The 12,553-nt window shown below is 75.5% G+C and carries 14 protein-coding genes; 4 read left to right on the top strand and 10 right to left on the bottom strand.

The window, feature by feature from the left end:
• Positions 1–265 precede the first annotated feature (265 nt).
• Entirely contained in the window at positions 266–1,768 is a 1,503-nt protein-coding gene (gene guaD / locus ACFY0X_RS16225) for a guanine deaminase (RefSeq protein WP_387754628.1), read from the top strand.
• A gap of 151 nt (positions 1,769–1,919) precedes the next feature.
• On the opposite strand, the gene ACFY0X_RS16220 is transcribed toward guaD, so the two are convergent.
• The 8 genes from ACFY0X_RS16220 to ACFY0X_RS16185 all read right to left on the bottom strand — a co-directional run bounded on the left by ACFY0X_RS16220 (position 1,920) and on the right by ACFY0X_RS16185 (position 9,583).
• Positions 1,920–2,393 (bottom strand): hypothetical protein, encoded by a 474-nt coding sequence (locus ACFY0X_RS16220; protein WP_387754626.1) that lies wholly within the window; start codon positions 2,391–2,393, stop codon positions 1,920–1,922.
• A gap of 150 nt (positions 2,394–2,543) precedes the next feature.
• Positions 2,544–2,765, bottom strand: coding sequence for a hypothetical protein (locus tag ACFY0X_RS16215; RefSeq protein WP_387754624.1), 222 nt, complete (start codon positions 2,763–2,765; stop codon positions 2,544–2,546).
• A gap of 100 nt (positions 2,766–2,865) precedes the next feature.
• Complete coding sequence (locus ACFY0X_RS16210) at positions 2,866–3,648, bottom strand: hypothetical protein (protein ID WP_387754621.1); 783 nt, start codon at positions 3,646–3,648, stop codon at positions 2,866–2,868.
• A gap of 230 nt (positions 3,649–3,878) precedes the next feature.
• Positions 3,879–5,087 (bottom strand): cytochrome P450, encoded by a 1,209-nt coding sequence (locus ACFY0X_RS16205; protein WP_387754618.1) that lies wholly within the window; start codon positions 5,085–5,087, stop codon positions 3,879–3,881.
• Between the two features lie 92 nt (positions 5,088–5,179).
• Entirely contained in the window at positions 5,180–5,398 is a 219-nt protein-coding gene (locus ACFY0X_RS16200) for a ferredoxin (RefSeq protein WP_387754615.1), read from the bottom strand.
• Positions 5,399–5,660: 262 nt separating this feature from the next.
• Positions 5,661–7,235, bottom strand: coding sequence for an SDR family oxidoreductase (locus ACFY0X_RS16195; RefSeq protein ID WP_387754613.1), 1,575 nt, complete (start codon positions 7,233–7,235; stop codon positions 5,661–5,663).
• 353 nt (positions 7,236–7,588) lie between these two features.
• A complete protein-coding gene (locus ACFY0X_RS16190; RefSeq protein WP_387754610.1) occupies positions 7,589–8,275 on the bottom strand; it encodes an aspartate/glutamate racemase family protein in 687 nt (228 codons plus the stop codon).
• 51 nt (positions 8,276–8,326) lie between these two features.
• Positions 8,327–9,583 carry an alpha/beta hydrolase gene (locus ACFY0X_RS16185; protein WP_387754608.1) on the bottom strand — a complete coding sequence of 419 codons (1,257 nt, stop codon included), beginning with the start codon at positions 9,581–9,583 and terminating at the stop codon, positions 8,327–8,329.
• A 119-nt stretch (positions 9,584–9,702) separates the two neighbouring features.
• Between ACFY0X_RS16185 and ACFY0X_RS16180 the strand changes: the two genes are divergently transcribed.
• The gene (locus ACFY0X_RS16180; protein WP_387754605.1) at positions 9,703–10,161 is read left to right on the top strand and encodes a MarR family winged helix-turn-helix transcriptional regulator; all 459 of its coding nucleotides are present in this window, start codon (positions 9,703–9,705) and stop codon (positions 10,159–10,161) included.
• 4 nt (positions 10,162–10,165) lie between these two features.
• Here the strand turns inward: ACFY0X_RS16180 and ACFY0X_RS16175 are convergent, their stop codons facing one another.
• Positions 10,166–10,621 carry an STAS domain-containing protein gene (locus tag ACFY0X_RS16175; protein WP_387754602.1) on the bottom strand — a complete coding sequence of 152 codons (456 nt, stop codon included), beginning with the start codon at positions 10,619–10,621 and terminating at the stop codon, positions 10,166–10,168.
• 168 nt (positions 10,622–10,789) lie between these two features.
• Here ACFY0X_RS16175 and ACFY0X_RS16170 point away from each other — a divergent pair, with 168 nt between their 5' ends.
• Together ACFY0X_RS16170 and ACFY0X_RS16165 are read left to right on the top strand one after the other, a co-directional pair.
• Positions 10,790–11,083, top strand: a complete 294-nt coding sequence (locus tag ACFY0X_RS16170) for a helix-turn-helix transcriptional regulator (protein ID WP_387754599.1) — start codon at positions 10,790–10,792, stop codon at positions 11,081–11,083.
• A gap of 95 nt (positions 11,084–11,178) precedes the next feature.
• Positions 11,179–11,520 (top strand): hypothetical protein, encoded by a 342-nt coding sequence (locus ACFY0X_RS16165; protein ID WP_387754597.1) that lies wholly within the window; start codon positions 11,179–11,181, stop codon positions 11,518–11,520.
• Between the two features lie 96 nt (positions 11,521–11,616).
• Here the strand turns inward: ACFY0X_RS16165 and ACFY0X_RS16160 are convergent, their stop codons facing one another.
• Entirely contained in the window at positions 11,617–12,429 is an 813-nt protein-coding gene (locus tag ACFY0X_RS16160) for a maleylpyruvate isomerase family mycothiol-dependent enzyme (RefSeq protein ID WP_387754595.1), read from the bottom strand.
• Between the last annotated feature and the right edge of the window lie 124 nt (positions 12,430–12,553).

The raw sequence follows: 12,553 nt of genomic DNA, 5'->3' as shown, positions 1-12,553 counted from the left end.
CACCGCCTGTGCAGGTGGACCTCGAGGAAATTGCATTCTGGCAGCGCCGGACCCGGCTTCCGTTCGCGCCGGGCGATGCCGCGCCATTTCACCCGGATGCCGGAGCGGGAGCCGCCCGCGAAGGCCCGCCGCCCGTTCCGGCGGACCGTGACGTCCGGTCCGGTCCGGCGGGGTACGGTGGGCGTGAACCGTTGGGATGGCTTTTGCCGCGATTTCCCGGTGGCCGGCTCAAGGCGCGCCACCCGGCAGTCCGAGGAAGACGGACATGGACAGCGACGAGGGGGCCGGACGCCCCGGCGAGCCGGCGGAAACCGCGGCGGACGACGGTGCGGGCCCGGATGCGGGGACCGGCCGCGGCCGGCGGGTGACGGTGTTCCTGGGGACGGTCCTGCACTTCTCGGACGATCCGTGGATGCCGGACGGCGAGGGCCAGGACGACCCCCGGGCCTACCACCTGTTCGATCCGGGGGCGTTGGTGGTGCGCGACGGCCTGGTGGTCTGGGCCGGCCACCACCGCGAGTGCCCGCGGGAGTTCGTCGACCACGGGCGGGTCGTCGACCACCGCGGCCACCTGCTCGTACCGGGCTTCGTCGACCCGCACATCCACTCCGGCCAGGTGGACTCCGTCGCCAGCCCGGGCGGTCAACTCCTGCCGTGGCTGCGGGACTACATGTACCCGTCGGAGATGCGGTTCGCCGACCGGGAGTACGCCCGGGCCGCCACCTCGTTCTTCTTCGACCGGCTCCTGGAGTCCGGCACCACCACCGCGTGCGTCTACACCACCACCCACCCGCACGCCACCGACGCCTTCTTCGCCGAGGCGCACCTGCGCAAGCTGCGCATGGTCTCCGGCAAGCTGCTGATGGACGACGACAACGGCGGCACGGTGCCCGAGGAGTACCTCGACGGGTCCGTCGAACAGGCCGAGGAGGACTGCCGCGGGCTCATCGACCGGTGGCACCACACCGGGCGGCTGCGCTACGCCGTCTCCCCGCGGTTCGCGCTGACCTCCACCCTGGAGGCGCTCCGGATGGCCGGCCGCCTCTACCAGGAGTCCCGGCACACCGACCGGCCGCTGTGGGTGCAGTCCCACCTCGCCGAGAACCGCGACGAGGTGCGGGCGGTGCTGGAGAAGTTCCGCGACTCCCTGGACCCGCGCTCCTACCTCGACGTCTACGACAGGTGCGGCCTGGTGGGGCCCCGCAGCATGTGGGGGCACTCGGTGTGGATCGACGACGCGGACCGCGCCCTGCTCGCCGACGCCGGGGCCGGCGCCGCGTTCAACCCCACCTCGAACCTCTTCCTCGGCAGCGGCCTGTTCGACCTGGACGGCGCCGCCCGCGCCGGTGTCCGGGTCGCGCTCGGCACCGATGTGGGCGGGGGCACCAGCTACTCGATGCTCCAGACCATGAACGAGGCCTACAAGGTCGTCGCCCTGGCCAACACCTATCCCCACTCCGTCCCGGAGCAGGACCGCAAGACCCTCACCGCGCTGCGCGGCTTCTACCTGGCCACGCTCGGCGGCGCCCGCGCGCTGCGCCTCGACCAGCACATCGGCAGCTTCCGGCCCGGCCGGGAGGCCGACTTCGTCGTCCTCGACTGGGCCGCCACCCCGCTCCTGAGGCGCCGCACCGAGGTGGCCCGGGACTTCCGCGAACGCCTCTTCGCCCTGGCCACCCTCGGCGACGACCGCGCCGTCAGACAGACCTACGTCCTCGGCGAGCCCGCGCTGCGGCCGCACCGGTGGGGGTGCCGGGGAGCGTCGTGAAGCCCGACCGGGCGGCGGGGCTGGGGGCGGCGCGAAGGGTAGGCCGGTCCGTCGAAATCCTGTGACGCGCCGGGCGGTTGGGCGGGCCGGACGGGCGGGGCGGGAGCGCGTTCCCGTGAGGTGAAGACGATCCCGCCCCGCCCTCGGGTGATCAGGCGTCCGGCTGGGTGACCGTCAGGCCCCAGTGCACGTCGGCGGCCGAGGCGGCCACCCCGACGTGGAAGGACCGGCCCTGCTCGGCCGTCACCACCGCCGAGCCCGTGCCGACGGCCTCGGCCGGGCAGGGCACGGTGAACTCCACCGGGGTGGGGTCGCCGTAGTACGGCGTGAAGGTGACCCGCACCTCACCCGCACCGCCGCTGCCGCCCTGGCAGCCCACCGTGACGGTGACGGGCGGACCGGCCGCGTAGGCGCCGCCGGTGACCGCGCCGCCGTCGCCGATCCAGTCCGGGATCCAGATCAGCCCCTCCGGCCCCGGGTACGGCAGGATCTCGCCCGTCCCCGGCACTCCCTGTCCGAGCGCCCCGCTCTCCCCGGCGACCGCCGGGGCCGCCGTCGTCACCGCGATCGCCGCCACCGCCGCGACCGCTGCCGCGGCCGCCCCGGCGAAACCCGCACGCCTCATCCTTCTCCCCCTTCGTGGTGCCGGGCCCAGGAGTCCCGGCGGACCTCCACAGTCTCATCCGGCACCGACAGCACCGCCTGAGTACGGGTACTCAAAAAAGACGGCGCTCCGCCCCCGGTGGACGGAGCCCTGCGACTTCACCTACCGCGACTACGGGAAGGCGGTCGCCTTCACCCCTCCCCCGGCGCCCCCGAAGGAGACGCCGTACATCGGGGCACGGACCGTCAGCACCAGGCCCGGCACGCCGGTCAGGACGATGGGGACGAGGTCGTCGGCCCTGGCGGCGGTGGCCGCTACCGCGACGGCGACCAGCAGGAGCAGGAGCCCCGCCAGGAGGTAGGCGAGTGCCCAGGGATTACGTCTCTTCCGCATGTTCCGTTCCAGGTGCCGGGTGCGCCGGGGCGCGCTGTGGGGAGCCGGACGGCGCCCCTGCGGGTCGGGTTCGGCGCCCGCGAGCCGGGTCGTCATCCCGTCAGAGGGTCACCGCGATCGCGTACGCCGTCACCGCGACCAGCCCGGCCCCGATCACCACGGCCAGCGCCCGCGCCAGCGGCAGCCGCTCCGGCCGCCGGTGGATCCGGAACGGCCGGGCCGCGGTCGGCCGCCGTGGCCGCTCCACCGGCTCCCCCGATTCCGCCGGCTCCGTCGCGGCCAGCTCCTCCGCCAGTCGGCGCAGCCGGAGGGCGAACTCCTCGGTCCGCTGCGGGTCCTGTGCGGACGGCGCGTCCCGCAGCTGGGACACCAGCGCGCCGAGCTCGCCCGGCGGGCCGGGCGGGCCGGGGTGTCCGAGCAGCTCGTGCAGGGTGTCGCCGAGCGCGGACAGGTCGGACCCGGGCGCCGGGGCGGCCGTGCCGAAGCCGAGGACCTTCACGGTCCCGTTCGGGGTGAGCAGCAGTCGGGCGGGCTCGATCCCGCCGTGCGTCATCCCGGCCCGGTGCGCGACCAGCAGGGCCTGGGCGACCTGGGCGCCGACGTCGGCGACCTCGGCCGGCCGGAACCAGCCGTCCAGCAGGTGGTCGTCCAGTGTGTGCCCGTCGAGCAGCTCCATGGCGAGGAACGGCCTGCCCTCGTGCTCTCCCACGTCGAGCACCGTGACGATCCCCGGGTGCCGCAGCCGGACGGCCGGGCCCGGTGCCCGGGCCGGCGTCTTCACCGCCACCGGCCGCCCGGACCCGGTGTCCTGCCCGAACCGGACCTCCCCCGCTCCGCCGGGCCCGATCCGGTACCGCCCGCCGACCACGCTGCCGGTCTCCATGCCGCCCCCGTCCCCTCGGCCCCGGCCGCCCGGGAATCCGTGCGAAGGCCTCGGCGATCAGTGTGCCGCACCGGGTGGCCCCGCGGGACGGCTCCGGCCGACCGCGGTGGCGTCCCCGCGCCGGGACGGTCTGCCGGGAGGGGCCGGCCGGCCGGGAGCTGTCCGCGCGACCATGTGACTGTCGTCCGCGGTTCGGGCCCGGAGAACGGGAGTTCTCCATCGGGCCCCGCTCACCAGGTCACGGGCAGTGAGCGCATCCCGTAGATGAACGACTCGGTACGGAACTCGCGCTCGCCGGCCGGTCGCAGTCCCGGCAGCCGGCGGAACAGCGTCTCCAGGGCGATCCGGAGTTCGGCGCGGGCCAGCGGCTGGCCCAGGCACTGGTGCACGCCGAAGCCGAACGCCAGGTGCCGCCGGGCGTCCCGGTCCAGGTCCAGCTCGTCCGTCGCCCGACGGCCGGCGCCGCCGAACACCGCCTCCTCCCGGTTGGCGGTGGAGAGCATCGCCATCACACCCTCCCCGGCCCGGACGGTGACGCCGCCCAGCTCCACGTCCTCCAGCGCCACCCGGGGCAGGCCGGTGTGCACGATGGTCAGCAGCCGCAACAGTTCCTCCACCGCGCCCGGCAGGGTGGCCGGGTCGGCCAGGGCGGGGATCTGCTCGGGGTGCTCCAGCAGCAGCGCGGTCGACAGCGAGATCATGTTCGCGGTCGTCTCGTGCCCGGCGATCAGCAGCAGCACGCCCATGCCGGCCGCGTCGTCCGGGGTCAGGTCGTCCCGCGCCGCGAGTCGGCTGAGGACGTCGTCCTGCGGCTGTGCGCGCTTGCGGGTGGTCAGGTCGCGCAGGTAGTCCCTGACCTCCTCCTGGGCGTCCCGGAGCTGTTCCACGGTGCTCTCCTGGTTGAGCATCGTGCGGCTCAGGCTCTGGAAGCGGTCGTGGTCCTCGTAGGGCACGCCGAGCAGCAGGCAGATCACCAGCGAGGGCACCGGCAGCGCGAAGTCGGTGACCAGGTCGGCCGTGGTCCGGCCCGCGGTCATCCGGTCCAGTGCCCCGTCCACGATCCGCTGGATCTCCGGGCGCAGCGCCTCCACCCGCTTGACCAGGAATTCCCCGGTGAGCATGCGGCGCTGGCGGGCGTGCTCGGGGTCGTCGAGCCGCAGGAAGTCCGGATTGTCGGTGATCAGCTCGCGGGCGCCGGCGACCAGCAGCGGGAAGGCCGGGTGGCGTATGTCGGCACTGAACCGGCGGTCGGACAGCACGGTGCGGACCTCGGCGAAGCCGGTGACCAGCCAGCAGAGGTCGCCGTCGGGCAGCTCGGCCCTGGTCACCGGCCCGGTGGCGGCGGCCTGGGAGTACGCGGGCGGCGGGCCGAACGGGCAGCCGCCGGAGTGCCGGGCCGGCAGTGGGAGGACGGGGGTGGTGGTGGGTGCGGTGGTCAAGGCGGGGGGTCTCCTCACGTCGCGGGTGTTCCCGTGGGGTTCGGGGCCCGGGAAGGTCTCCGGCGGCCTGCGGGGCCGGCGGCGGGGGTCCGTCAGGCCCCGGTCCGCGCGGGCTCGTCCCCGGTGACGGTGATCGCCCGGCCCGGGCAGAGCTCGGAGGCGAGCCTGACGTCGTCGAACTGCTCCGGCGGCACCGTGGTCTGACGCAGCGTCACGAGACTGTCCCGGCTGTCCTGGTCGAAGACCGCGGGGGCGTTCACCACGCACATGCCGGAGCTGCAGCAACGGTCGCGGTCGACGCTCACCTGCATGTCGGGCACCTTTCGCCAGGGCGATGCCGGCTGCCCGGCGGCCGCCTCTCGTTGTCACGGTCAACCTAGCCGTCGCCGGTCCGTTGACGGAGGGGTACGGTGGCCGGATCGAGAATGGCCGGTTCGGCGCCTGTGTGTGAACCCCCGTTGTGGTGCGGTGCGTTGAACCCGCGGCACTTCGCCGGACGGGGTCGGCGGGCCCGGCCGGGTGGACGGCCTCACGAGCCTTCGGCGGTGGCCTTCTCCCCTGCCCGGCCGCCGGTCAGGCCCGGCCGTCCCGGGGGTCCCGGGGGTCCCGGGGGTCCCGGGGTTCGCGCGCCGCCTGCTCGGTGATCCGCCGCGCCATCCCGCCGAAGACCGCGGCGTGGAACGGCGCCACCGCCCACCAGTAGGCGTGCCCGGCGAGCCCGCGCGGGTGGAACAGCGCCCGCTGGCGGTAGCGGCTCCCGCCCGCGCCGTCCGGCGTGACCGAGAGCTCCAGCCAGGCCGGCCCGGGCAGCCGCATCTCCGCGCGCAGCCGCAGCAGCCGCCCCGGTTCGATCTCCTCCACCCGCCAGAAGTCGAGCGACTCGCCGACCCGCAGCCGCGCCTGGTCCCGCCGCCCCCGGCGCAGCCCCACCCCGCCGACCAGCCGGTCCAGCCAGCCGCGCACGGCCCAGCCGAGCGGGAAGGAGTACCAGCCGTTCTCCCCGCCGATCCCCTCCACGACCCTCCACAGCGCCGCCGGGTCGGTGTCCACCCGCAGCTCCCGGACGTCCTGGTAGAGGCTTCCGCCGGCCCAGTCCGGGTCGGTCGGCAGCGGGTCGCTCGGGGCGCCGGGCACGGAGGCGGAGGACCAGCGGGTGGCGACGTCCGCGTCCCGGATCCGCCGCAGCGCGAGCCCGACCGCCGCGTCGAAGCCGATGCCGCCGCCCGGGGGCTGCGGCAGGTACCGGTCGAGGTCGTGCTCGCCGCGGACCACCTCGTACCGCAGCGACTCCACGAGCGGCCGGGCGATCGACCCCGGGACCGGCGTCACCAGGCCGACCCAGAGGCTGGAGAGCCGCGGGGTGAGGACGGGGACGGCGACGATCAGCCGGCGCGGCAGCCCGGCCACCGCCGCGTAGCGCTCCATCATCCGCCGGTAGGTCAGCACCTCCGGACCGCCGATGTCGAAGGCCCGGTTCACCTCGGGCGGCAGGCCGGCGGCCCCGACCAGCAGCCGCAGCACGTCCCGGACGGCGATCGGCTGGATCCGGGTCTCCACCCAGCGCGGGGTGACCATCACCGGCAGGCGCTCGGTGAGGTACCGGAGCATCTCGAAGGAGGCCGACCCCGAGCCGATGATCACGGCGGCCCGCAGTTCGGCGGTCGGCACGCCGCTGTCGCGCAGCACCCGTCCGACCTCGACCCGCGACCGCAGGTGCGGGGAGAGCCGCCCGGCCGGCACCCCGGCGGGCGCGAGCCCGCCCAGGTAGACGATGCGCCGCACCCCGGCCCGGGCCGCCGCCCGCCCGAAGGCCGCGGCGGCGGCCCGGTCGGTGGCCTCGAAGCCGGAGCCCGTGCCGAGCGCGTGCACCAGGTAGTAGGCGACGTCGATCCCGCTGAACGCGCCGTCCAGGCTCTCCGGACGGGTGACGTCCCCGGCGGCGGCCTCCACCCGCCCGCGCCAGGGGTGGTCCCGCAACCGGTCCGGATCCCGGACCAGGCACCGGACGCCGTACCCGGCGGCCAGCAGCTCCGGCACCAGCCGGCCGCCGATGTACCCGGTGGCCCCGGTGACCAGGCAGCGCGGCGCGCCAGGAGGAGCGGGGTCTGCGGCATCGGTCACGGCGGCTCCCGGAGGGCGGTCGGCCATCGCCACGATGGTCCCCGTCCCGGACCCGGCCCGCACCCGCAGCGGTGCGGTCGGCCGCACCAGCGCAGGAGGCGCCTCCGGCCGGGCCCGGTAGGGCGTGCAGCCGGTCCCGGGCGGCGGCGGCCCGCAGGTCCGGCAGGGCGATGCTCTCCAACAGGTCGCGGCCGGTTCCCGGCGCGTTCGACCGGATGGCCGCACCGGCCACCGCTCCCGGCGCCAGGTAGGCGACGGAGCGCCCCGTCCGCACCGCCGCCGGCACCCCGGACGCCGTGCCGGAGCCGGCGATCAGGCGTCCCTTCGAGAGCCTGTCGAGGGCCGTGTCCAGGTCGTCGGCCACCGTGCGGGCGACGGCGTCACGCGGTCCGTGGGCGGGGTGTCCGGGCTTCGGGGCGGCAGGCGGCAGCGGCGGCGCGCAGTCCCGGGCCCGGGCTGGAGAGGACGGGTACGGCGGTGGTGGCCCGGTTCGCGGCGGCCGCCATGGAGGCCTGGGCGAGGACGACGACGTCCGCGTCGTCGACGGCCTCGACGGCGGTGGCGACCGCGGCCAGGTAGCCGTCCCGGTCGCCGGCCTCGAAGCGCTCCCAGGCGCCGTCGACCACGACGGTGGTCAGGGTGACCGGGCGGGCGGCCCGTACGGCCTCGTCCCCGATGAGGGCCGCCGTCGGGCGCACGGTTCCGGCCAGGGCGGCGACCACCGTGACGCGGGTCGCCGTCCGGCCCGCCGCGGGTGCCACGGCGACGGCGGCGGCCGCCATCGGCCGGTCGACGCGCAGCACGGGCACGCCCGCCGCCGGGGCCCCGGCCTCCGCGACCGCCCCGATCGTCGAGCAGGTGCACAGCACGGCCGCGGCCCCGGCGGCGACGGCGGTGGCGAGGAGGCGGTCGATGTGCTCCGCGACGGCGTCGGGCCCGTCGGCCAGGGCGGTGGCCAGCAGGTCCTCGCGGACGAGGTGGCGCAGGGGCAGGCCGGGGTGCTCGCGGTCGCGGAGCGCGTCGAAGACCGGGACGTGGACGGGCGAGGTGTGGAGCAGTGCCAGCATGCGCGCGATGCTAGCGACCGCGGCGTACCGGCCCGCCCGGGGAGGGCGGGCTCAGCGGCGGCGGGCCTCGGTGAGCCGGGTGGGGGCGGCGCCGAGCCACCAGGTGGGGTCGGCGCTGCCGTCGGTGGTGCGGCCGTCGCGGTGGACGTGGTGGCGCACGTCCCGTCCGGGCTCGGCGAACTCGCCGGCCAGGGCCCGCTCCAGCCACTCCGCCCCGAACCGGAAGGCCTCGGCCGCCACTCCCCCGAGCGGGTGGAACTCGTCCTCGTAGACCCGCAGTTCCTTCGGCGCCCGGATGCGCTCGAAGCTCTCCAGGGCCTGGCCGAGGTCGGTGAGCTCGTCGAACTCGCCGATCCCGTACAGCACCGGGCAGGTGATGTCGGCTACCAGGTCGCCCAGGGGCATCCGCTGGGCGAGGTCGCGGTCGAAGGCGTCCTCGTCGGTGTACCCGGCCATGTACATGTAGTTGTTCTTGAAGGTCGGCTGGGCGCGCTCGAAGATGGTCGCGAAGTCGCCGGTGACGGCCTCGAAGGCGGCGAGGGCGGCCAGGCGGCGGTCGGTGGCGGCCGCCCTGGAGCCCCAGTAGCCGCTCATCGAGATGCCGAACATGCCGATCCGGTCGGCGTCGACCTCCGGGAGCGCGGCCAGGTGGTCGAGGTAACGGCCGATCGCCCGCTCGTAGTTGGCGAGGTCGACGGTCAGCCCGCCGGCGCGGCTCTCGCCCTGGCCCGGCCCCTCGATGGACAGCGCGACCATCCCGCGCGAGGTGTAGTAGCGCTCGGCCGCCCAGATGTAGTCCTCCTTGATCATGTCCATCCCGGGGCCGAGGATGACGGCCGGCGCGTTCTCGACCCGGCCAGCCGGCAGGTGCAGCAGGGCGTGGATCCGCGAGCCCTCGAAGTCCAGCTCCACCCGCCGCACCCGGCCCCCGCGCAGCGCGCCCAGGCGCTCCACGCAGTGGTTGGCGCGCTCGCGCATGGCGGCCTTGCGCGGGTCGGCCGCGTCGAACAGCGAGTACTGCGCCCGGCCCCACATCACCGCGGCCCGCAGGTAGAGGTCGGCGGCGGTCTGCGCGAACCCGCCGCGCTCGTGGTGGGCGGCGCGCTCCTCGGCCTGGCCGGCCACCGTCGCCCACGCCTTGGGCAGCATCGCGCCGCTCCTGACCAGCGCGAAGACCTTGGCGAAGTCGGTGTGGTCGTGGCCCAGCTGCTCCATGGTCCCGACGGCCTCGGGGTGCAGCGCGTCGAAGCCGCCCTGGGCGAGGGCGATGTCCAGGGCCCAGCTCTGGCCGGTCGAACGGATGGTCATGGGTCTCCTCCTGGAGGTCCGGTTGCCTCAGTACTTAATGAATAAGTACTTAGTCATTAAGTACTGAGGCTAGGCTGTTGTCAACCGGGCCGCCGTCCACCCGTCCAGGAGGAATCCCGATGACCGAGCCGCAGCCCACCGACGACCGCGCCCGGGCGCTCGACCGCCTGGCCCGCGCCGCCTACCGGCTCAGCGCCGCCGACGCCCGGCTGCGCGGGCGCGCCACCCGCACCCCGGGCGCGCTCTCGCTCACCCACGCCCGGGCCCTGCGCACCCTGGCCGAACAGGGCCCGCTGACCATCGGCCGGCTCGCCGCCGGCACCGAGACCACCGGCGCCGCCACCACCCAGCTGGTCAACGGCCTGGTCGCGGCCGGCTACGTCACCCGCACCCGCCAGCCCGAGGACAAGCGCTCCGTGCTGGTCGCCCTCACCGACACCGGCCGGGCCCGGCACGACCAGCGCCAACGGGCGCTGGCCGAGGCCCTGCACACCGACCTGGCCGACTACGACGACGAGGCCCTGGACCGGGCCACCGAGGTGTTGCAGCGGCTGTCCGCCGTCTACGACCGGCTCTGAGCGCCTACGGCCGGCCGTACGGGGGGACGGCGGGCAGCGCGTCCGGCGCGTGCCGGCGGACGGCGTCCTCGGCGCTCGCGTGGACCGGGAACAGCGCGGTGGTCTCGGTGAGCTCCATGACCCGCAGCGTCCGCTCGGACGGGGCGACCAGCACCAGCGGGACGCCGTCGGCCAGCGCCCGCCGGCGGGCGGTGAGCAGCAGGTTGAGGCCGGTGGAGGTGAGCAGCTCCACGCCGGCGAGGTCGATCGCGAGCAGGGACGGGCGCCGGTCGAGCGCGGCGGCCAGCGCGCGGGCGGCGACGGACTCGCTGTCCAGGATCATGTCCCCGGCGAAGGAGCACACGAGGGCGTCACCGATCCTGGCGGTCTCGGACGTCAGGCACGGCGGCCCGCTCGCGCAGCTCGGGCCGACGCTGTCGGCCAGCAGGGACTGCAGCCGCTCCAGTGCCTGCCTGTTCATCGGGTCCACGCACACCATCTCCAGACGGAACCACCGTACGGGCCCTGTTCAGGCGGTTCGGATCGCATCCGTTCCACTCTTCGCCCAACCCGCCGGACATGTCAACCATTGCACGAATTATCTGTCGTGTTTTCGCTGTCGTGAAACCCGTGGCACTATCGTGGGGGGATGGACGACGGCACGACGACCGAACGGCAGTGGACCTTCCTGACCAATCACGCCCGCGTGCTGGTCCAGATCGCCCGGGACCCCGGCATCCGGGTGCGCGACATCGCCGCGCGCTGCCTGCTCACGGAGCGCGCCGTCCAGCGCATCATCGCCGACCTCGAACAGGCCGGGTACCTCAGCCACGAACGCCGCGGCCGCACCAACCACTACAGCGTCATCACCAGCAAACAGCTCCGTCACCCCGCCGACGCCGGGCCCACCATCTCCGAGCTCCTCGCCACCCTCCTGCGCTGAACCCGACCGCGCCGCCGCGGCCCCGGGCCGCGGCCGGCTGGTCCGGATGCCACCGTGCGCGTGCGGCGCGGCGCTCCTGCGGCGACGTTGAGGGGATGGACACCGTCATCGTGCTCGAACCCGATACGCCGGCCCACGTGCGGCTCCTCGGCCCGGACCTCCTGCCGGCGGACCCCGAGAACCCGGTGCGTCTGGCCCACGCCGCTCCCGCGGAGGCCTCCGGGGCCTGCGGGCCCCTCACCCTGTGCGGCCGGCACACCTCCGACATGACCCTCGCGCCCCACCGCTCCTCCGGCCCCGGCCGGCCGCACTGGAACACCTGCGGGGCGTGCCGGGACGCCGAGGAGGGCAGGGCGGCGCCCCGCACGCCCCGCGCTCCCCGCACGCCCGACCCGGCCCACCCGGGCGGCCCCGAGGACGGCCCCCGGCCCGGGTAGCCGTCCTCCCGGCCCACCGGACGGCCGCCCGGAAGCCGGACGGAAGCCGGACGGAGCCGGTCGGAGCCGTCCGAAGCCGGTCGGAGCCGGTGGGGCTCAGGGCGCGGTGAACAGCCCGGGGAAGGCCGGGGCCAGCCACGGGCGGCGGCCCCAGGCGAACACCTTGCCGCGGGCGATGGCGCCGGTGGTGGAGCAGCGGCCCAGGGCCAGGAGGAAGAACGCCACCGGCTCGACGACGATCGTGCAGTCCGGGCGGCGCGGCGGCTCCTGGCTCACCACGGCGGCGCCGTCCGTGAAGGTCACCGCGAAGCCGCCCTGGCCCCGCAGCCGCAGCCGGTAGCAGGCGCTGTGGCCGGCCGCGGTGCGGGCGTCCGTCACCAGCGGCATGGCGGTGCGCAGGAACGGCATCGTCAGTTCGACCCGCCGCCGGTCGACGGGGTGCGGCCGGCCGAGGGCGACGGCGACGTCGTACAGGTGGGCCAGCATGTGGGTCAGCAGGTAGGCGCCGAGGGTGTCCAGGTCCATCCGCCCGAGCGGGGTCAGCACCGGTTCGGCGCCGGTGCGCGGGCCGGCCGCCGCCGCGAACTCCCAGGCCTGCCGGGCGATCTCCCCGGCCAGCACGGCCGGGTCCCGTTCGGGCCGCTCGGCCAGCGAGACCGCGTTCGCCGCGGCCAGCGCCCCCGGGGTGCCGTCCCCGTACGGCCGGTCCTCGCCGGCGGCCAGTGCGGCCATCAGCTCGTTGGCCATCGCCAGGTGGGCGGCCGCCTCGGCGACCGTCCACTCGGCTCCGGGGATCCGGGTGTCGCCGCGGCAGTCGGCGAGCAGGGCGACGGCCTCGTCGCCGACCGCGGTGACCGCCTCGAAGAGCGCGGTGCGTGCGGTACCGGAAGTGTGTTGAGGGAACGTCATGGTGGTGAAGACTGGACGACTCGCGCACCGCTGTCCAGTCCGTGCACGGCCGGAAGTCCCAGCACCGCGGCGGCCTGGGGCACGACGGGCGCCGCCGCTCGGCGCGTACCCGAACTCGGCGGCG

Origin of the sequence: Kitasatospora sp. NPDC001547 (assembly GCF_042894165.1) — a bacterium.
Classification (GTDB): domain Bacteria; phylum Actinomycetota; class Actinomycetes; order Streptomycetales; family Streptomycetaceae; genus Kitasatospora.
This window is presented reverse-complemented; position numbering and strand designations above follow the sequence as displayed.